General features: G+C 65.6%; 19 protein-coding genes. 11 read left to right on the top strand and 8 right to left on the bottom strand.

Features of this window, described 5'->3' with window-relative positions; all coding sequences use genetic code 11:
- Positions 1-138: 138 nt before the first annotated feature.
- The 4 genes from EO139_RS10065 to EO139_RS10050 form a co-directional block, all read right to left on the bottom strand.
- Positions 139-765: a hypothetical protein gene (locus tag EO139_RS10065; protein ID WP_126970394.1), complete on the bottom strand. Its 627-nt coding sequence runs from the start codon at positions 763-765 to the stop codon at positions 139-141.
- 44 nt (positions 766-809) lie between these two features.
- Complete coding sequence (locus tag EO139_RS10060) at positions 810-1,937, bottom strand: Cache 3/Cache 2 fusion domain-containing protein (protein WP_104582536.1); 1,128 nt, start codon at positions 1,935-1,937, stop codon at positions 810-812.
- A gap of 348 nt (positions 1,938-2,285) precedes the next feature.
- A complete protein-coding gene (locus tag EO139_RS10055) occupies positions 2,286-3,110 on the bottom strand; it encodes an alpha/beta hydrolase (protein ID WP_126970392.1) in 825 nt (274 codons plus the stop codon).
- Between the two features lie 226 nt (positions 3,111-3,336).
- The gene (locus tag EO139_RS10050; protein WP_126970390.1) at positions 3,337-4,683 is read right to left on the bottom strand and encodes an Nramp family divalent metal transporter; all 1,347 of its coding nucleotides are present in this window, start codon (positions 4,681-4,683) and stop codon (positions 3,337-3,339) included.
- A 143-nt stretch (positions 4,684-4,826) separates the two neighbouring features.
- On the opposite strand from EO139_RS10050, the gene mntR reads away from it, so the two are divergent.
- The 3 genes from mntR to orn all read left to right on the top strand — a co-directional run bounded on the left by mntR (position 4,827) and on the right by orn (position 6,461).
- Positions 4,827-5,294 (top strand): manganese-binding transcriptional regulator MntR, encoded by a 468-nt coding sequence (gene mntR, locus EO139_RS10045; RefSeq protein ID WP_126970499.1) that lies wholly within the window; start codon positions 4,827-4,829, stop codon positions 5,292-5,294.
- 2 nt (positions 5,295-5,296) lie between these two features.
- The gene (tadA, locus tag EO139_RS10040) at positions 5,297-5,806 is read left to right on the top strand and encodes a tRNA adenosine(34) deaminase TadA (RefSeq protein WP_119131894.1); all 510 of its coding nucleotides are present in this window, start codon (positions 5,297-5,299) and stop codon (positions 5,804-5,806) included.
- Positions 5,807-5,876: 70 nt separating this feature from the next.
- Positions 5,877-6,461, top strand: coding sequence for an oligoribonuclease (gene orn, locus EO139_RS10035; RefSeq protein ID WP_126942116.1), 585 nt, complete (start codon positions 5,877-5,879; stop codon positions 6,459-6,461).
- A 191-nt stretch (positions 6,462-6,652) separates the two neighbouring features.
- Here orn and EO139_RS10030 read toward each other — a convergent pair whose 3' ends face one another.
- Both EO139_RS10030 and ppsA read right to left on the bottom strand, forming a co-directional pair.
- Positions 6,653-7,615 (bottom strand): mechanosensitive ion channel family protein, encoded by a 963-nt coding sequence (locus tag EO139_RS10030; RefSeq protein ID WP_126970388.1) that lies wholly within the window; start codon positions 7,613-7,615, stop codon positions 6,653-6,655.
- Positions 7,615-9,993 (bottom strand): phosphoenolpyruvate synthase, encoded by a 2,379-nt coding sequence (gene ppsA / locus EO139_RS10025; protein ID WP_126970386.1) that lies wholly within the window; start codon positions 9,991-9,993, stop codon positions 7,615-7,617. Before ppsA ends, EO139_RS10030 begins: the two co-directional genes overlap by 1 nt.
- 142 nt (positions 9,994-10,135) lie before the next feature.
- Here ppsA and EO139_RS10020 point away from each other — a divergent pair, with 142 nt between their 5' ends.
- The 3 genes from EO139_RS10020 (at position 10,136) to EO139_RS10010 (ending at position 12,220) form a co-directional block, all read left to right on the top strand.
- Positions 10,136-10,957 (top strand): pyruvate, water dikinase regulatory protein, encoded by an 822-nt coding sequence (locus EO139_RS10020; RefSeq protein ID WP_024939184.1) that lies wholly within the window; start codon positions 10,136-10,138, stop codon positions 10,955-10,957.
- 200 nt (positions 10,958-11,157) lie between these two features.
- Positions 11,158-11,667: a DUF1249 domain-containing protein gene (locus EO139_RS10015; protein WP_104582542.1), complete on the top strand. Its 510-nt coding sequence runs from the start codon at positions 11,158-11,160 to the stop codon at positions 11,665-11,667.
- Positions 11,668-11,731: 64 nt separating this feature from the next.
- Complete coding sequence (locus tag EO139_RS10010) at positions 11,732-12,220, top strand: 8-oxo-dGTP diphosphatase (protein ID WP_104582543.1); 489 nt, start codon at positions 11,732-11,734, stop codon at positions 12,218-12,220.
- Positions 12,221-12,537: 317 nt separating this feature from the next.
- Here EO139_RS10010 and EO139_RS10005 read toward each other — a convergent pair whose 3' ends face one another.
- Positions 12,538-13,299 carry a 3-hydroxybutyrate dehydrogenase gene (locus tag EO139_RS10005; RefSeq protein ID WP_126970384.1) on the bottom strand — a complete coding sequence of 254 codons (762 nt, stop codon included), beginning with the start codon at positions 13,297-13,299 and terminating at the stop codon, positions 12,538-12,540.
- A gap of 82 nt (positions 13,300-13,381) precedes the next feature.
- On the opposite strand from EO139_RS10005, the gene EO139_RS10000 reads away from it, so the two are divergent.
- The 5 genes from EO139_RS10000 (at position 13,382) to EO139_RS09980 (ending at position 17,127) form a co-directional block, all read left to right on the top strand.
- Positions 13,382-14,044, top strand: a complete 663-nt coding sequence (locus tag EO139_RS10000) for a CDP-alcohol phosphatidyltransferase family protein (RefSeq protein ID WP_180497015.1) — start codon at positions 13,382-13,384, stop codon at positions 14,042-14,044.
- A gap of 54 nt (positions 14,045-14,098) precedes the next feature.
- The gene (phaE, locus tag EO139_RS09995) at positions 14,099-15,265 is read left to right on the top strand and encodes a class III poly(R)-hydroxyalkanoic acid synthase subunit PhaE (RefSeq protein ID WP_126970496.1); all 1,167 of its coding nucleotides are present in this window, start codon (positions 14,099-14,101) and stop codon (positions 15,263-15,265) included.
- Complete coding sequence (locus tag EO139_RS09990) at positions 15,262-16,338, top strand: class III poly(R)-hydroxyalkanoic acid synthase subunit PhaC (RefSeq protein ID WP_126947820.1); 1,077 nt, start codon at positions 15,262-15,264, stop codon at positions 16,336-16,338. The genes phaE and EO139_RS09990 overlap by 4 nt, the downstream gene beginning before the upstream one ends.
- Before the next feature lie 103 nt (positions 16,339-16,441).
- Positions 16,442-16,642, top strand: coding sequence for a PspC domain-containing protein (locus tag EO139_RS09985; protein WP_016904409.1), 201 nt, complete (start codon positions 16,442-16,444; stop codon positions 16,640-16,642).
- Positions 16,639-17,127, top strand: coding sequence for a hypothetical protein (locus tag EO139_RS09980; protein ID WP_164739810.1), 489 nt, complete (start codon positions 16,639-16,641; stop codon positions 17,125-17,127). The genes EO139_RS09985 and EO139_RS09980 overlap by 4 nt, the downstream gene beginning before the upstream one ends.
- Here the strand turns inward: EO139_RS09980 and EO139_RS09975 are convergent.
- On the bottom strand, positions 17,085-18,296 hold the full coding sequence (locus EO139_RS09975) for an FAD-dependent oxidoreductase (protein ID WP_126970380.1): 1,212 nt from the start codon (positions 18,294-18,296) through the stop codon (positions 17,085-17,087). The two genes, EO139_RS09980 and EO139_RS09975, sit on opposite strands and share 43 nt — an antisense overlap.
- Positions 18,297-18,423 lie beyond the last annotated feature (127 nt).

The raw sequence follows: 18,423 nt of genomic DNA, 5'->3' as shown, positions 1-18,423 counted from the left end.
TTTCGTCAGGGCGTGCAGTTAGCCGACAGGTTTGCGTTCAGTGGTACATCGCCAGTTGCGCGCCGTACTGGAAAGCAGTGCGTAGCGCTTGCAGATTTCGACGTCGATTGTGCTGTGCCGCGCCGCCGCCAATCTTCTTCAGTGCGCCTTGGCCAGCGCCACACGGGCATCGGCCATGAACTTCTGCGTTTCCTGCGGCGTGGAGAGGTTGGCGCCCAGCTGGTTGAGCACCTGCTCGATGTCGCTCGATGCGTCCCAGGCTTCGTCGCAGAGCATGCCGGCGATCGGGCCAAGATAATTCAGCGCGACCTTTTCCAGCGCATCGCGCACCCGCTCGTCGGGTGCCAAGCCCGCTCCCGCGGATGCAGATGTTGCGCTCGGTGCGGCGACCTGCGTTGCGGCGACCGGTGCCGGCGCCGATGCAACCGGTGCGCGCGGCGGTGTCGGCGCACCACCCAGATCCTGTTCGAAACCGCCCATCAACCACTGCCGCGCGTCGTCGCTCAGCAGCGACGGCTTGCCCATGCCGGCACCGGGATCGACCTGGAAGCGGGCCTTGGCCGCGTTGACCATGGTGAGGCGCTGTACCGCCTCGTCATTGCGCAACATGCGGAACACCACTTCCTCGATCTGCCCGGCGTTGAGGCGGACGATGCAGGAGTGGTTCTCCTCGGTGACGACGAACAGAAAGCCGGACGCCTTCTTCAGTGCCAGCGCCTTGAGCTCGCGCAGCACGTCGATCAGCGGACGGAATTCAGTGGACATGGCGTCTTCCTTGCATCATCTGGTACGAAGTGGGTGCGCGGGGCTCAGCGTTTGCTGAGCCGTTCCATCGCCAGCCGCACGCTGTTGGACAGGCGGGAGATGGCGCGCGCCAGGGTACCAATTTCATCCTTGAGGTTGACCTCGTCGATGGTGTGGTTCCACTTGCCCAGGCTCAGCTCTTCGGCCACGGTGGTCAGGTGCTGGATCGGGCGCAGCACGCGGCTCCAGATCAACGCCCATTGCAGGCCGAGCAGCAAGGCGCAGACCAGCAGGCCGATGCCGGCGATCCACAGCGACTGGCGCACGATCACGTCATTGACGTCGCTCTTGGGATAGGCCGAGACCAGGGTGAAGCCCCAGTCCGGCACTTCCTGCTTGGTGACGACCCAGTCGTCCGGCGTGTCCTTGACGATCCGCTCGATGGTGGCGGTGTCGGTGGTGGCACCGGTGGTGGACTGGAAGCGCAGCGTGTTCTTGCTGTCGAACACGGCGATGAAGCCGGAGTCGAGCACGCGACGGCTGCTGACCACGTTTTCCAGCGCCTGCGTGTCGGCCTTGTAGCCGACGTACCAGGCACCAATTACGCGCTTGTCGTTGCCGGCAAAGATCGGCTCGTAGCCGGTGACGTACGGGTTGCCGAGGATGTCGACCACGCCATAGAAGCTTTCGCCGTTGCGCAGCTTGGCGGCGGCCTGGCCGTTGGGATCGAGCACGGTGCCGATGGCGCGGCTGCCGTCGTCCTTCTTGACGTTGGTGGAGATGCGCACGAAGTCATCGCCGGTACGCGAGAACAGCGTGGCGGTGCCTTCGTGGATGGCGGTGACATCGTCGAGCATGTCGAAGTCGTTGGCCTGCGCCTTCTGGCCCAGCAGCAGGTCGTTGGCATTGCGCTCGCCCACGCGCACTTCGTTGCCGATGCTTGCAGCGCCGTGTGCGTTGGCTTCCTTGCGCAGCTGGCGCATGGAGGAATTGACGCGGTCCAGCATCATCGCGCGGGTGACCGAGAACAAGGTCTGCAGGGACACCGACTGGCGCTCGATCGCGTCGCCGGCCTCGAACCTGACCCGGTTCGCTTCGGTAATGGCCAGAATGACCGTCAGTGCCGCCACCACGACCAGCACCAAGGCCAGCACCGGCAACAGCAGGCGCACCCGCAAAGAGTGACGAAGCATCGCAATTCCCCTGAACGCGTTTAGTGATTGGATCGAGTGCGCCGCAGCTCCCCGGCAGCGGTCGGACCTAGCCGTTATCGGCGGTTGTACACGATGCTGAAGCGGCCCCCACGCCGCTGGCGGTGCATACCATAGCGTAAGCCGGTCGATTTGACAGCGCGGCAGGTGTGCCATGTGGCCGAGCGTTCAAGCAGGCTCGACCGCATCGCAGGTCGCGGCGGAATGGGCGTGAGCAGGGGAAAAAAACGGCGCAGTGGATCTTGCGCACTTCGAACGGGCGATGCGAATCAGGAGCGCACGAAAAAGCCGACTCTCGCGAGTCGGCTCAGTAACCCGAATCGAACCAGGTCAGACGTTTGCAAACGCGAGCAGATCCTGGTTGAACTGATCGGCGTGGGTCACGGTGAGGCCATGCGGAGCGCCGGCGTAGATCTTCAGTTCGGCGTTCTTGATGATCTTGGCCGACAGCTTGCCGGATGCGTCGATCGGCACGATCTGGTCGTCGTCGCCATGCACCACCAGTGCGGGCACGTCGATCTTCTCCAGGTCCGGGGTGTAGTCCACTTCGGAGAACTGCTGGATGCAGTCGTACTGGCCCTTGTGGCCGCCCAGCATGCCCTGCAGCCAGAACGCGTCGCGCATGCCCTGGGTGACCTTGTGGCCATCGCGGTTGGCGCCGAAGAACGGGGTGGTCAGGTCCTGATAGAACTGCGAGCGGTCCTTGGCCACGCCGTCGCGGATGCCGTCGAACACGCTCATCGGCAGGCCGCCCGGATTGGTGGGGCTCTTGACCATTTGCGGCGGCACCGCGCCGACCAGCACTACCTTGGCCACGCGCTTGCTGCCGTGGCGGCCGACGTAATGTGCCACTTCGCCGCCGCCGGTGGAATGGCCGACCAGGATCGCGTCCTGCAGATCCAGCGTTTCGATCACCGCCGCCAGGTCGTCGGCATAGGTGTCCATGTCGTTGCCGTCCCAGGTCTGCGACGAGCGGCCATGACTGCGGCGGTCATGCGCGATCACGCGGAAGCCCTGTTGGCCCATGAACAGCATCTGCGCATCCCAGGCATCGGCGCTGAGCGGCCAGCCGTGCGAGAACACGACCGGCTGGCCCTTGCCCCAGTCCTTGTAAAAAATGGTGGCGCCGTCGGGGCGGGTGACGAAATTGGACATCGGCTTGACTCCGTTGTTGGTCGGTTGGGGCGGTGGGGTGAGTGCGTCACGCCGGGGCAGCACTGGCCAAGCCCGGCAGCGGCAACGCTGCCACGGTGGCCGTGCCGGAGATGAGAAAGCTGCGGCGTCCGGCGTCGGCCGTTGTGCATTCGGTATCTGCGAGGCGCCGCCAGCGCATCAGCCTCGACCGCACGGGCGGATCACCGCGGCGGGTCGCTTGGATGGATCACTGCAGCGCGGTATCCCAGAGCAGTTTCAGGTTCAGGCCGACGATCACCGTCGCAATGACCCAGGCGATGCGCACCAGCCAGGGCGGTGCCACCAGCGCGCCCATCAACGCACGGTCGGACACGAAGCGCACCAGCGGGATCACCGCAAACGGCAGCTGCATCGACAACACCACCTGGCTCAGCACCAATAGCCGCGCGGTGCCGGCCTCGCCATACAGCCAGGTCACGATCACCACCGGCACGATGGCGATGCCACGCGTCAGCAGACGGCGCAGCCACGGCGGCAAGCGCAATTGCAGGAAGCCTTCCATCACGATCTGCCCGGCCAGCGTGGCAGTGACGGTGGAATTGACGCCGGAAGCCAGCAGCGCGACGGCAAACAGCGTCGATGCCAGGCCCACGCCGAGCATCGGTGCGAGCAGGGCATGGGCCTGTTCGATCTCCTGCACATCGGTACGGCCCTGCGCATGAAACACCGCCGCCGCCAGGATCAGGATCGAGGCATTGATGAACAGCGCGAACATCAACGCCACGGTGCTGTCGGTCACCGCCCAGCGCAGCGCCGACTTGCGGCCCACATCGGTACGCGGGTACGCACGCGTCTGCACGATCGACGAATGCAGGTACAGGTTATGCGGCATCACCGTCGCACCGATGATGCCGATCGCCAGATACAGCGCATGCGGGTCGGTGACCACTCGCGCATGCGGAATGAAGCCGCCCAGCACGGCTGCGATCGGTGGTGCCGCCAGCGCGATCTGGATGCCGAAGCACACGAAGATGATCAACAGCAGCGCGATCACGAACGCTTCCAGCGCGCGGAAACCGCGGTTCATCAGCAGCAACACCAGCACCACGTCCACCGCGGTGATGATGGCGCCCACGGTCAGCGGAATGCCGAACAACAGCTTCAACGCGATGGCGGTACCGATCACTTCGGCCAGGTCGCAGGCGATGATCGCCAGTTCGCAGACGCCCCACAGCGCCAGGTTCACCCCGCGCGGGTAACGCGCCCGGCAGGCCTGTGCCAGATCCAGCCCGGTGGCGATGCCCAGCCGTGCCGACAGGCTCTGCAGCACGATCGCCATCAGGTTGGACAGCAGGATCACCGACAGCAGCAGATAGCCGAACTGCGAGCCACCGGCCAGGTCGGTGGCCCAGTTGCCCGGGTCCATGTACCCCACCGACACCATGTAGCCCGGGCCCAGAAACGCCAGCAGCCGGAACCACCAGTGGCCGCCTTTGGGTACGGCGACGCTGGCGTGGTGGTCGCCCAGCCCGCCATTGGCCGCTGCCGGCGAGGGGAGGGGCAGGGCTGCGTTGGGACGGAGATCGGCGGACATGCGGGGCAGGCTGGCTAGGGTCATATGGATGATATAGCAGCTGCTATGCTGTTGAGCATTGGCAATTTAAATCGTAATGATCGGCTGCGTGCTTCAAACTACGCATCCCGGCACTGGCGCCGGACGTGATGACGGGGATGAGGGTGGGCAAGAGCGAAAAGCTGGAAGCAGCCGCGCCGGCGCTGATCGACGCGCAGGTGCACATGGAGAGCTTCCGTCAGGTGCGCGAGGCGCGTCGCGCCGAGCTGGTCGAGGACTACGTGGAGCTGATCTCCGATCTGCTGGTCGACGCCGGTGAGGCGCGCCAGGTCGATATCGCCGCGCGCCTGGGCGTGGCCCAGCCGACCGTGGCCAAGATGCTCAAGCGGCTGGTGCGCGACGGCTGGGTGGTGCAGCGCCCCTACCGCGGGGTGTTCCTGACCCCGGCCGGCGAGGCGCTGGCCGCGTCCAGCCGGCAGCGCCATCAGATCGTCGAACGCTTCCTGCTCGCGCTGGGCATCGACGAGGCCACCGCGCGCCGCGACGCCGAAGGCATCGAGCACCATGTCAGCGAAGCCACCGTCGCCGCGTTCGCCGCCTTCCTGGATCGCCAGGGCGGCAGCGCCGCGTGAGCATGCCGGTGGAGACGTCGGTCGACGCGGCGCAGGCGCTTATCGACCGGCAGTGGATGCAACGCGCCCTGCAGCTGGCCGAGCGTGCCGAACGCGACTTTGACGAGATCCCGGTCGGCGCGCTGCTGGTCGATGCGCAGGGCAACGTGCTGGGCGAAGGCTGGAACTTCAATATCGCCAGCCACGATCCCAGCGCGCATGCCGAGATCATGGCCATGCGCGAAGGCGGCCGCCGCCTGGCCAACCATCGGCTGATCGGCTGCACGCTGTATGTCACGCTGGAGCCGTGCGCGATGTGCGCAATGGCGATGATCCATGCGCGTATCGCGCGGGTGGTGTTCGCTGCCAGCGACCCCAAGACCGGCGCCTGCGGCAGTGTGTTCGATCTGCCCGCCGACCCGCGCCACAACCACCGCGTGCAGGTCAGCGGTGGCGTTCTGGCCGCCGAGGCGGGGCTGCGGCTGACCAATTACTTCAGGGCCAAGCGTGGCAAGCCGCCCCTCGCGCCCTGAGCGGCGTGGCCGCGGTATGATGCGCGCCCTTCAGCATCTGGCCGGCGACGGCCCTCCACAGGACGGCGACATGGCAGACACCCTTGCAGGCAACGACCGACTGATCTGGATCGATCTGGAAATGACCGGCCTGGATACCGATCGCGATTCCATCATCGAGATCGCCACCATCGTGACCGATGCGCAGTTGAACGTGCTTGCCGAAGGGCCGGAACTGGCCATCGCCCATCCGCTGGCAACGCTGGAAGCCATGGACGAATGGAACCGCAACCAGCACCGCCGTTCGGGCCTGTGGCAGCGTGTGCTCGACAGCCAGGTCACCCATGCCCAGGCCGAAGCGCAGACGGTGGCCTTCCTGGGCGAGTGGATCCGCGCCGGCGCCTCGCCGATGTGCGGCAACTCGATCTGCCAGGATCGCCGCTTCCTGCACCGCCAGATGTCGCGCCTGGAGCGCTACTTCCATTACCGCAACCTGGACGTGTCCACCATCAAGGAGCTGGCACGGCGGTGGGCACCGACGGTGGCCAATGGGGTTGCCAAGAGCTCGGCCCACACCGCCCTGAGCGATGTGCGCGATTCGATCGACGAGCTGCGTCACTACCGCCAGTTCATGGGCGCGTTGGGTGGCGATTCCCAGGCAAAGGCGCAGGGCTGAGTGCTGGCTGCGGTGTTGCACGCGGTGGGCGTGGCGTGTTGACGGTGTCCAGTTGCGACCTGCGTGCGCCGAGCAGCGCGCGCGGTTCGCCGCTGACTGCGTAGCCAGACGCACACGGTGCCAGCGCATCCAGCAAAAAGGCCGCATCCTTCGATGCGGCCTTTTGCTTTTGCGTCACGCCATCCAGCGCGTCAGCGTGCCAGCGACGGTCCCTTGCTCAGGTCGCCATCGTCGGCGATGCCCTTCAGCAACAGGTCGGAGATCGGCTTGCCGTCGGCATCGTGGTGATAGACGTGCAGGTCGCGCTGCGGATACGGGATATTGAGCCCGTTTTCCAGCAGCTGGTTGCGGATCTGTTCCAGCGTGGTGCTCTTGGCTGCGCCGAAATTGCCGTTGGTCGCATAGGCGAACAACATCAGGTCCACCGTGCTTTCGCCCAGGTTGGTGACCTGCACGAACGGTGCCGGCGACTCAAGCAGGTTCGGATTGTCCTTGGCAATCTGCAGCAACAGCTGCTGGGCTTTTTTCAGATCGTCGCCGTAGCCCACGCCCACCGTCACTTCCAGGCGCCGGTTGGGCAGGGTGCTGTAGTTGACGATCGGCGAGGTGGTGATCGTGCTGTTGGGCAGGGTAATCATGCGCTCGTCGAACGAACGGATCCGCGTCTGGAAGATCCGGATCTCGTCGACGATGCCCTCCTGGCCGGCAATCACCACGTGGTCGCCATCGCGCATCGGCCGCAGCACGATCAGCATCACGCCTGCAGCGATATTGGACAGCGAATCCTTCAACGCCAGACCAACCGCCAGGCCGGCTGCACCCAGCACTGCAATCAGCGAGGTCGGCGGCACACCGATCTTGCTCAACGCAGTGACGAAGACCAGCACCAGCAACAACGCATAGAGCACATTGCGCAGGAAGTTGGTCAGCGTGATCTCCACGCGCGCGCGGGTCAGCGCACGGTGCAGCCACTGGCTGAGTTGCTTGGCCAGCCACATGCCGACCACCACGATCAGCAGGGCCAGTCCCCAGTTGAGCACGTACTGCGCCCACGGGATGTTTGCCCAGTTGAACGCCGGCTCCGCCGCCTTGGCCGCCACCGGCCTTGCGGCGACGGCTCCCGCCGCCCCCGCCACTGCACCCAGCATACCCATCAGCTCTCGCTCTTCAGCTTGGCCAGACGCAGCCAGGTATCGACCACGGTGTCAGGATTCAGCGACACCGACTCGATGCCTTCCTGCATCAGCCACTCGGCCAGCTCCGGGTGATCCGACGGCCCCTGGCCGCAGATGCCCACGTACTTGCCCTTGGCGCGCGCGGACTTGATCGCCATCGACAGCAGCTTCTTGACCGCCGGATTCCGCTCGTCGAACAGATGCGCCACGATCGACGAATCGCGGTCCAGGCCCAGGGTCAGCTGGGTCAGGTCGTTGGAGCCGATCGAGAAACCGTCGAAGATCTCCAGGAATTCATCGGCCAACAGTGCGTTGGACGGCAGCTCGCACATCATGATGATCTTCAGACCGTTCTCGCCCTGCTTGAGCCCGTTCTGCTCCAGCACCTCGATCACCTTGCGGCCTTCTTCCAGCGTACGCACGAACGGGATCATCACCCAGAGGTTGTCCAGGCCCATCTCGTTGCGCACCTTCAGCACCGCCTTGCACTCCAGCGAGAAGGCCTTGGTGAAGGACGGGTCGACGTAGCGGCTGGCGCCACGGAAGCCGATCATCGGGTTCTCTTCATGCGGCTCGTAGCGCGTGCCGCCGATCAGGTTGGCGTACTCGTTGGACTTGAAGTCCGACAGGCGCACGATCACCGTGTTCGGCGCCACCGAGGCGGTCAGCGTCGCGATGCCCTCGGCCAGGCGATTGACGTAGAAGCTCGCCGGATCGCCGTAGCCGGCGGTCTTGGCGTCGATCTTCTTGCGGACGTCGGCGTCCTGCTTGTCGTACTCCAGCAGCGCGTTGGGATGGATGCCGATATGCGCGGCAATGATCATTTCCAGGCGTGCCAGGCCGATGCCGGCGTTGGGCAGCTGGCCGAAGTCGAACGCGCGCTCGGGATTGGCCACGTTCATCATGATCTTGAGCGGGGCAGGCGGCATGTTGCCCAGGTCGGTGGTGGTGCGCTCGAACGGCAGCAGGCCGTCGTAGATGAAGCCGGTATCGCCTTCGGCGCAGCTGACCGTCACTTCCTGGCCGTCGCTGATCACGTCGGTGGCGTTGCCCGAACCGACCACGGCCGGCACGCCGAGTTCGCGCGCGATGATCGCCGCGTGGCAGGTGCGGCCGCCACGGTTGGTGACGATGGCCGAGGCCCGCTTCATCACCGGCTCCCAATCCGGATCGGTCATGTCGGCGATCAACACGTCGCCGGCCTGCACGCGATTCATGTCGTCCAGCGAACGCACCACGCGGGCCACGCCGCTGCCGATCTTGGCGCCCACCGCACGGCCCTCGACCAGGACCTTGGCGTCCTTGGCTTCCAGCGAGAAACGCTCGATCTGGGTGGCATGGCTGCGCGATTTCACGGTCTCCGGGCGCGCCTGCACGATGAACAGCTTGCCGCTGACACCGTCCTTGGCCCACTCGATATCCATCGGGCGGCCGTAATGCTTTTCGATCACCAGTGCCTGCTTGGAGAGCTCCTGCACGTCTTCGTCGCTGATCGAGAAGGTGCTGCGCAGTTCCACCGGCGTGTCTTCGGTACGCACGCGCTCGCCGGGCACGTCCGAATAGACCATGCGGATCGCCTTGCTGCCGAGCGAGCGGCGCAGGATTGCCGGCTTGCCCGCAGTCAGCGTGGGCTTGTAGACATAGAACTCGTCCGGGTTGACCGCGCCCTGCACGACCATCTCGCCCAGGCCGAAGCTGGAGGTGACGAACACCACATCGCGGAAGCCCGATTCGGTGTCCAGGGTGAACAACACGCCGGCCGCACCCACGCCCGAGCGCACCATCAACTGCACGCCGGCCGACAGGAACACGTCTTCGTGCTTGAAGCCATGATGCACGCGATAGGCGATCGCACGATCGTTGTAGAGGCTGGCGAACACTTCCTTGACCTTGTGCACGACATCGTCGGCGCCGGTGACATTGAGGAAGGTTTCCTGCTGACCGGCGAACGAGGCATCGGGCAGATCTTCGGCGGTGGCCGACGAACGCACCGCCACGGCCACCTCGCCGCCACCGTTTTCCGCGCACAGCTGTGCGTAGGCGGTGCGGATGTCGCGGTCCAGTTCCGGTTGCAGCGGCGCATCGATCACCCAGCCGCGGATTTCCTTGCCGGCGATGGTGAGGGCACCAACATCTTCGACGTCCAGCGTTGCAAGCTTGTCGAAGATGCGCTTGGACAGATCGTTATGCGCAATGAAGTCCTTGAAAGCTTCGGCAGTGGTCGCATATCCACCGGGAACCGAAACGCCAAGCCCGGCCAGGTTGCCGATCATCTCGCCGAGCGAGGAATTCTTACCGCCTACGCGGGCCAGATCGGCCAGGCGTAGCTCATGCAACCACAGGATATTCTCGTTCAAGCGCGATGCTCCGTATGGCCATCGCCCGAGCGGGCTGGATGGCCGCGTCCGTAGGAAGAAGCCGCTATGATGCAGTGCACAGCGGAATCTGCACAAGCATGAACCCGTAAGTTTTGGACACCAGTTCAAAGAGGTGGTCTTGATGTCAACAATTCGGCCGGTGTTCTACGTCTCCGATGGAACCGGTATCACCGCTGAAACGATTGGGCATAGCCTGCTCACGCAGTTCAGCGGATTCAACTTCGTCACCGACCGCATGTCGTTCATTGATGATGCAGAAAAAGCGCGCGATGCGGCGTTGCGCGTGCGCGCGGCAGGCGAGCGGTACCAGGTGCGCCCGGTGGTGGTTAATTCCTGCGTCGACCCCCAACTGAGCATGATCCTGGCCGAAAGCGGCGCCCTGATGCTGGACGTGTTCGCGCCCTTCATCGAACCGCTGGAGCGCGAGCTCAATGCGCCGCGGCATTCGCGGGTGGGGCGTGCGCACGGCATGGTGGATTTCGAGACCTATCACCGCCGCATCAACGCGATGAACTTTGCGCTGAGCCACGATGACGGCATCGCACTCAATTACGACGAGGCCGACGTGATCCTGGTGGCGGTGTCGCGCGCCGGCAAGACGCCGACCTGCATCTACCTGGCATTGCATTACGGCATCCGCGCCGCCAACTATCCGTTGACCGAGGAAGACCTGGAAAACGAGCGCCTGCCGCCGCGCCTGCGCAACTACCGCAGCAAGCTGTTCGGCCTGACCATCGACCCGGAGCGGTTGCAGCAGATCCGCCAGGAGCGGCGTGCCAATTCACGCTACAGCGCGGCGGAGACCTGCCGGCGCGAGGTGGCCACCGCCGAGCGCATGTTCCAGATGGAGCGCATTCCGACATTGAGCACCACCAATACCTCGATCGAGGAGATTTCCAGCAAGGTGTTGTCCACGCTGGGGCTGCAACGCGAGATGTTTTGAGGCGGGGATGGGTGTGGCGGGATTGGGGATTAGGGCGCTGCGTAGCGCGTTCAGGATCCCGGTTTGTCGTGGGGTAATTAGGGTTTGTCGGCAAGCGTCAAGGAAACACAGCGGGCGGGGCAGTGCTCCGCCAAGGTAGGCCTGCCGGTGGCCGGTCGTCAATGCTGCCCGTGCGGCAGCGCAGCGTGTAGGATCGGTTCATGGCGCAAGCACTGAGTAAACTCGAACGCATCCCCAAGTTGAGCCGGTTCGGCTGGCTGATGGGCTTGTACGCAGAAAACTTCCAGCACCTGACCCGGTTGTTCGCACCGGCCGACCTCGCTCCTGGCTCCTACGTGTCCTCGATCGGCGATGGCCTGGATCTGCGTCTGGACGTGATCGAATGCCACCGCTACACGGTCGAGCTGCGGCTGACCTACGACCTGTGCGACCCGGTGACCGGCGAGCCGGACCCGTCGGCCTATGTGCGGCTATACCGCGATGCCCGCCAGGCCGAGACCACCCATTGCTATGTCGGCCGTCGCTGGCAGGACGTGATGGGACTGTTCCCGCCGCCGGCCGAGCTGATCAGCCACCGCATGCGCATGAACACCTTCCTGGGCAAGTGGCTGGACTATCTGGCCGAGCGCGGCCATGGCGTGGCCACCTTGCGCCTGGATGCCGAGTACGTGGCGCCACCGCGCCCCGGTGCGCAGGCCGCGGCCGGCTGAGTCTGCGCCACGCCGCTTGGGCGGCATCGGTCATACTGATGCGCTCGATGTCAGATCGCCCGCCATGCCCTATACCCCCATCGTCGCCACGCTCGGTTACCTGTTGTCGCCCGACGGCACCCAGGTCCTGATGATCCATCGCAATGCCCGCCCCGGCGATCAGCATCTGGGCAAGTACAACGGGCTCGGCGGCAAGGTGGAGCCGGATGAAGACGTGCTGGCCGGCATGCGCCGCGAAATTCGCGAAGAGGCCGGTGTGGAGTGCGGCGACATGCAACTGCGCGGCACCATCAGCTGGCCGGGATTCGGCAAGCATGGCGAGGACTGGCTGGGTTTCGTGTTCCTGATCCACAGCTTCGAAGGCGAGCCTCAGGCCTCCAACCCGGAAGGCACGCTGGAATGGGTGGCGATCGACCGCATGGACCAGGTGCCGATGTGGGAGGGCGACCGCAATTTCCTGCCGCTGGTCTTCGATGGCGACCCGCGCCCGTTTCATGGCGTGATGCCGTATCGCGACGGGCGCATGCAGTCGTGGACGTACTCGCGCGTCTGAGTGGCGATCCAGTCAGGTGCAGTCGTCAGGCGAGCGCGGCCGCAGCCGGATGGCCGCCGGTGTCTTCCTGCGCCTGCGCACTGTTTCTTCCCTAGACCGTGTAGTTCGGTCAGTGACGGCAATGCATGCAGGACAAGGTTGGCGAGCGCAGGCGCAGGCGAGCGTTGCACGACGCGCCGACATGCCGGTCGCATTCGTCTCCACCCACTTCTCCACACCCGCTGTGGATGGATCCTGCGCAAGTCTGTGGACAACTGCGCGCGCGCCTTGCGGCGCAAGGCCGCCACGTCGGCTGGTGAAAATTTCGCCAGCCGTGTTTACTGCGCGGTCCAGCCGCCGTCGATGGCGATCGCCTGCCCGGTGATGTTGCGCGCGGCATGCGACATCAGGAACGCGACCGTGCCGGCGAGTTCGTCGTAGTCGATGAAGGCGCCCTTTGGCATCGGCTTGAGCATCACATCGCGGATCACCGCCTCTTCGGCGATGCCGCGCGTGCGCGCCTGGTCGGCGATCTGGCGCTCCACCAGCGGGGTGCGCACGTAGCTCGGGCACAGCGTGTTGACGGTGATGTCGCAGTCGGCGGTCTCCAGGGCGATGACCTTGGCCAGGCCGACCAGGCCGTGCTTGGCGGCGACATACGCACTCTTGTAAGGACTCGCGACCAGCGAGTGGATGCTGCCGATATTGACGATGCGCCCGTAGCCGGCCGCACGCATGCCGGGCAGTACCGCGCGGCCGAGCCGGGCGGCACCGGTCAGCATCACATCCACCAGCAAGGCCCAACGCTGCATCGGGAAGTCCTCCAGCGCCGACACCTGCTGCAGCCCGGCATTGTTGACCAGCACCTGCGGCGCACGCGTCGCGCATGCCAATGCCTGCGCGATGCTGTGCTCATCGGTGACGTCCAGCGCCAGCGCTTCGGCCGAACCGCCGGTCGCGCGCAGGCCCTGCGCCGTGCGTTCGGCCGCCGCCAGGTCCATGTCGCTGACGATCAAGTGGTGGCCGCCGGCAGCCAGCTCGGTGGCGATACCGGCGCCGATGCCGCTGCCTGCGCCGGTGATCAGGATGCTGCGCTTCATGCTGTCCTCGTCATTGATCGGGCCCGGCCGGGCTGGCCGCGTCGACCGCCAGACTAGCCCATGGCGCGAAACGGTCGCCTGCATGGCGTGCGCGCGTTACCCTTTGCGCCTTGCACTTCTCAGGTTCCGCATGAAACGCCATTTCTCGATGCTGCGCGATTTCCAACTGGCGGACTGGTTCACCCTGGCCAACGCCTTCTGCGGCACCGGCGCGGTGTTTGCGTCGATGCGCTTCCTGCAGGAAGGCCATCGCGGCGACCTGCTGCTGGGCATGGCGCTGATCCCGCTGGCATTCGTGTTCGATGCGCTGGACGGCCACGTGGCGCGCTGGCGCAAGGCGTCCTCGACCCTGGGCCGCGAGCTGGATTCACTGGCCGACGTGATCTCGTTCGGGGTGGCGCCTGCGGCACTGGGCTATGCCTGCGGCATGCGCGGCGGCTGGGATTGGCTGGTGCTGAGCTATTTCGTCTGCTGCGGCGTGAGCCGGCTGGCGCGCTACAACGTCACCGCCGAAGAGATCGCCGGCGAGGCCGACAAGGTGCCGTACTTCGAAGGCACACCGATTCCCACCAGCCTGCTGCTGGTGATCCTGCTGGCGGTGGCCGCCAGCAGTGGCCATATCGGCCAGACCTTGTGGTGGGGCCAATGGCAGCTCGGGCCGTGGCAGTTCCACCCGTTGGTGCTGCTGTTTGCGGTGTCCGGCTCGCTGATGATCAGCAAGACGTTGCGGATTCCCAAACCCTGACCGGTATAGCCGGGCGCACGCGGTAGGATGGCTGGTGGACAGTCACGGGAAGGGATCATGGCAACCAGCGGTTCGGACAACGGCAACTTCGAAGACAAGGCGCGCCAGTACTGGAGCGCCTGGGGAGATGCCATGCGCCACGGCCAATCCGGCGCCGCTGCGCAGCCCGGCGCCGTTCCCGGCATGGGGCCGGGCACCGAGCCACCGCAGGATTGGCGCAAGGCGATGGACTGGTGGTCGCAGCTGCTGCCCACCCAGGCCGCACCGCAGGCGCAGGAGGCGATCGACCGCTTTCGTCATCAGGCCGGCGACTGGTTCGGCACCATGCAGCAGGTGGCCGCGCAGTTTGCCGGGCGCGACACCTCGGCCAACGAGGTCTCCGAGGCCTGGCGGCGCGCCGTGCAGGGGCAGGGCGAGCAGCTGATGCAATGGACGCTGGGCTCGCTGCGTGGCGGCAGCCCGGGCGGCTTCGACCCGTGGCTGCAGGACGCCGCGCAGGCCCTGGCAAAGTGGCGGGAGGAAAACGCGCCGTGGCTGGACATGCCGGCGTTCGGCCTGAACCGCAATCACCAGGCGCGCCTGCAGACGCTGGCCCGTGCGCAGCAGGAATACCAGGCGCAGTCGCAGGCCTATGGCGAACAACTCAAGTCGGCCATCGAGCAGGCATTCGGGCGGTTTGCCTCCAAGCTGGGCGAGCACGAAAGCAGCGGCAGTCAGCTGACCAGCGCGCGTGCCTTGTTCGACCTGTGGATCGAGGCTGCCGAAGAGTCGTATGCCGACGTCGCGCTATCCGACCAGTTTCGCGAGGTGTACGGCGGCTTTGCCAATGCGCATATGCGCTTGCGCGCCGCGCTGCAGGAAGAGGTGGAGCAGCTGAGCGAACGTTTCGGGATGCCCACGCGTTCGGAGATGGACGCCGCGCACCGCCGCATCGCCGAGCTGGAACGTGCGGTGCGGCGCCTGCTGCGCACCGCGGCCAGCCCGGCCGGCAAGCCCGCTGCAGCGGCGGCTGACCCGGTTGCGCCGGCCACGGCCAAGCGCGCCCCGGCAGCCAGGGCGGACGCTGCGACCCAGCCGCCGGCCGCCAGGAAATCGCCGGCGAAGACCGCCCCGGCCAAAGACACGAAAGACACGAAGGTGTCGAAAAACACCTCCAGGCGTTCCGGCGGCACATCCCCCGGCACGCCGGCCGCACGCAAGCCACGGGGAGCGCAGGCATGAAAGGCCCGTTGGGATTCAGCGCCGAAGACCTGATGCAGGAAACCCTGTCGATGCAGCGCAAGCTGCGCGAGGGGCTCAAGTTGCTGCCCGGCGTGGAAGACGTGGATTACGGGGTGACCGAGCGCGAGGAAATCTGGCGCGACGGCAAGGTGGTGCTATACCGCTTTGTCGGCGAGCAGGCGCCGGTGGCCAGGACGCCGCTGCTGATCGTCTATGCGCTGGTCAACCGCCCCTACATGGTCGACCTGCAGGCCGACCGCTCGCTGGTCAAGGGCCTGCTGGGCCACGGCCAGGACGTCTACGTGCTGGACTGGGGCTACCCGGACCGCTCCGAGCGTTACCTCACGCTGGAGGACTATCTGCTGCGTTACATCGATGGCGCGGTGGACCACTTGCGTGCGCAGTCGGGGCTGGAGGCGGTCGATGTGCTCGGCATCTGCCAGGGCGGCACGTTTGCGCTGTGCTATGCGGCGCTGCAGCGGCCGAAGGTGCGCAACCTGATCACCATGGTCACGCCGGTGGATTTCCACACCCCCGACAACATGCTCTCCAACTGGGCGCGCATGGTCGATGTGGATCTGTTCGTGGACACCATGGGCAACGTGCCGGCGGATCTGATGAACGCTAGTTACCTGATGCTCAAGCCGTTCCGCCTGAATCTGCAGAAATACGTCGGCTTGCTCGACATCCTCGACGACAAGCAGGCACTGGAAGATTTCCTGCGCATGGAAAAGTGGATCTTTGATTCGCCCGACCTGGCCGGCGAGGCCTTCCGCGAGTTCGTCACCCAGTTCTATCAGCGCAATGGCCTGGTGACCGGGCAGGTGCACATCGGCGGGGAGGCGGTCGATCTGCAGGCGGTGGACATGCCGGTGCTCAACATCTATGCCGAGCACGATCATCTGGTGCCGCCGGATGCCTCGCGTGCATTGCGTGGCCTGGTCGGCAGCGACGACTACACCGAGCTGAGTTTCCGTGGCGGGCATATCGGCATCTATGTCTCCGGGCGCGCGCAGCGCGAGGTGCCGGTGGCGATCCACCGTTGGTTGCAGGAGCGGGGCGGCAACGCGTGAGGCGAGTTCGCGTTGCGCTGCACGTGAGACCGGACGCTGCAGCCATCACGACGCGCTGTCGCTGCGCTTTCTAGACTGGGCGCCACGTTCGAAGGAGCCTTCCATGGCCACGACCACCGCATTGTCCCGTTCCCTCAACGATCGCATGATCGCCGGCGTCGTCGGCGGCATCGCCCGCCGGTTCGGCTGGAGTTCCACGCTGCTGCGCGTGCTGTTCGTGATCGTGTCGATCGCCTCGGCGGCGTTTCCCGGCATCCTGGTCTATCTGATCCTGTGGCTGCTGATTCCCAACCAGGCCGACTGACGCCCGGCCGGCGCGGGTGGTCCGCGTTGCATGTGCTCGGCGCGGTGTGGACGCTGCCCAACACCGTGCTCGGTCTTGCGATCGGTGCCACGGGCTGCTGCTTCGGCGCGCGTCCGCGCTGGTCCGGTGCGGAACTCGCAGTCGTGTTCCATGCCTGGCCATGGGGGCCGGGCGGGGCGATGACGCTGGGCAATGTGATCCTGCTCAAGGGCGCCTCGCTCGACCTGCAATGCAGCACCTATGCGCATGCCGCCGGGCTTTGCCGGCACCCGCCGGTACGCCTGGGCGATCATGAGCGGGCCCATGTCTACCAGTACATGCTGCTCGGCCCGCTGTTTCTGCCGGTGTATTTCCTGTGCGGGGGCATCCACGTTCGCAATCCGCTGGAACGGGCGGCCGACGGATATGCGCTGCATGGCCACGGCTGGTGGCCATGGGGGGCTCAGCGCAAGCGCGAGAAACCGAACAGGTCCGACAACGGGTGAGGCCTGCCTTCCAGTTGTACGCGCAGTAACCCCGCACCGATGGCGCTATAGGTGATGCCGTTGCCGCCATAGGCCATGGCGAACGACACCCGCGGCCCATGTTCGGGATGCGTGCCGAAGAACGGCAATCCATCGGCGGTTTCGGCAAAGGTGCCGCCCCAGGCAAATACCGGGCGCAAGGTGATATCCGGCATCGTCTGGTGGATTTTCTTCAGCAGCGTTTTCAACTTGCTCATGACACGCGCATCGCGACGCGCGGGAAGATCGACGCTGTCGTCTTCGCCGCCGGCCACCACGCGTCCATCCGGCGTGCTGCGCAGGTAGAGATAGGGCCGCGCAGTTTCCCACATCATGGTGTGCTTGAGCGCGCCCATGTCGCTGTCGTGCAGGGGATCGGTCACGAATGCGTAGCTGCTGCGGTTGCGTGCCACCCGCTGCGACAGCCACTGCTGGTTTCCATAACCCGCGGCCAGGATGACGTGCCGGGCGCGCAGCGTGACCCCCTCCTGGGTGCGCAATTGAACGTGCTGGTCATAGGGTGTGATGGCGGCAATTGTGGTGCGGTCGTAGATGCGCGCGCCGTATTGCTCGCCTTCTGCAAACAGGCGGTAGCACAGCCGGTACGGGTCGACGCCGGCGGCCAGGCGGCTGAGGATGGCGCCCTCCGAGCGCACGCCGTAGTTGTGCCACAAGGGTGCGCGCTCGATCCATTCCACCGGAAGCTTGTGGGTTCTTCGCGTATCCAGTTCGCTGCGCAGGTCGTTGAGATCCCGTGACCGGCTCGCATAGTAGAGACTGTCCTGACGGCTGAAGTCGCAGCCGCCCAACGTATTGCAAAGGCCTTGCAGGTCGAGGATGGCTTGCGCGCATGCCCCGTATGCCAGCGCGGCGGCCGGCATGCCGTAGTGGTTGGCCAGCGCGATCATCGGCGTATCGATTTCGTACTGCAGCAAGGCAGTGCTGGCCGACGTACTGCCCCAGCCGATCTCGCGCTGCTCGACCACCACCACTTCGTGCCCGTGCTTGAGCAGTTCGTGTGCGATCAAGGCGGCGGTGACACCGCCACCGACGATGGCGACTTCGCACTGGATGTCCTGCTCCAGACGCGGGTAGGCGCGCATCAGCCCGTTGCGGATTGACCAGAACGGGTAACCACTTTTGAGGTCCATGCGGTGTCGTACGTGCGGGCGGAGCGCAATTGGACGGGCAGGCCGGGTGAAGCGGTCGTGCAGGCGCAGGCCCGGGTGCGGCGGTCACCAAACGGCAAACAGCCGGCGTTAACGTGCGTGGAAAGCT

Origin of the sequence: Xanthomonas sp. BRIP62411 (genome assembly GCF_003993525.1) — a bacterium.
GTDB classification, from domain to species: Bacteria; Pseudomonadota; Gammaproteobacteria; order Xanthomonadales; family Xanthomonadaceae; genus Xanthomonas; species Xanthomonas euroxanthea.
Note: the sequence above shows the minus strand (reverse complement) of the source record. Positions and strands in the feature narration are given on the sequence as shown.

Excerpts from the sequence above, each read along its gene's own strand:
- EO139_RS10065 (WP_126970394.1), bottom strand. The coding sequence starts at position 765 with ATGTCCACTGAATTCCGTCCGCTGATCGACGTGCTGCGCGAGCTCAAG.
- EO139_RS10060 (WP_104582536.1), bottom strand. The coding sequence starts at position 1,937 with ATGCTTCGTCACTCTTTGCGGGTGCGCCTGCTGTTGCCGGTGCTGGCC.
- EO139_RS10055 (WP_126970392.1), bottom strand. The coding sequence starts at position 3,110 with ATGTCCAATTTCGTCACCCGCCCCGACGGCGCCACCATTTTTTACAAG.
- EO139_RS10050 (WP_126970390.1), bottom strand. The coding sequence starts at position 4,683 with ATGTCCGCCGATCTCCGTCCCAACGCAGCCCTGCCCCTCCCCTCGCCG.
- tadA (WP_119131894.1), top strand. The coding sequence starts at position 5,297 with ATGCCGGTGGAGACGTCGGTCGACGCGGCGCAGGCGCTTATCGACCGG.
- orn (WP_126942116.1), top strand. The coding sequence starts at position 5,877 with ATGGCAGACACCCTTGCAGGCAACGACCGACTGATCTGGATCGATCTG.
- EO139_RS10030 (WP_126970388.1), bottom strand. The coding sequence starts at position 7,615 with ATGGGTATGCTGGGTGCAGTGGCGGGGGCGGCGGGAGCCGTCGCCGCA.
- EO139_RS10020 (WP_024939184.1), top strand. The coding sequence starts at position 10,136 with ATGTCAACAATTCGGCCGGTGTTCTACGTCTCCGATGGAACCGGTATC.
- EO139_RS10015 (WP_104582542.1), top strand. The coding sequence starts at position 11,158 with ATGGCGCAAGCACTGAGTAAACTCGAACGCATCCCCAAGTTGAGCCGG.
- EO139_RS10010 (WP_104582543.1), top strand. The coding sequence starts at position 11,732 with ATGCCCTATACCCCCATCGTCGCCACGCTCGGTTACCTGTTGTCGCCC.
- EO139_RS10005 (WP_126970384.1), bottom strand. The coding sequence starts at position 13,299 with ATGAAGCGCAGCATCCTGATCACCGGCGCAGGCAGCGGCATCGGCGCC.
- EO139_RS10000 (WP_180497015.1), top strand. The coding sequence starts at position 13,382 with ATGGCGTGCGCGCGTTACCCTTTGCGCCTTGCACTTCTCAGGTTCCGC.
- EO139_RS09990 (WP_126947820.1), top strand. The coding sequence starts at position 15,262 with ATGAAAGGCCCGTTGGGATTCAGCGCCGAAGACCTGATGCAGGAAACC.
- EO139_RS09985 (WP_016904409.1), top strand. The coding sequence starts at position 16,442 with ATGGCCACGACCACCGCATTGTCCCGTTCCCTCAACGATCGCATGATC.
- EO139_RS09975 (WP_126970380.1), bottom strand. The coding sequence starts at position 18,296 with ATGGACCTCAAAAGTGGTTACCCGTTCTGGTCAATCCGCAACGGGCTG.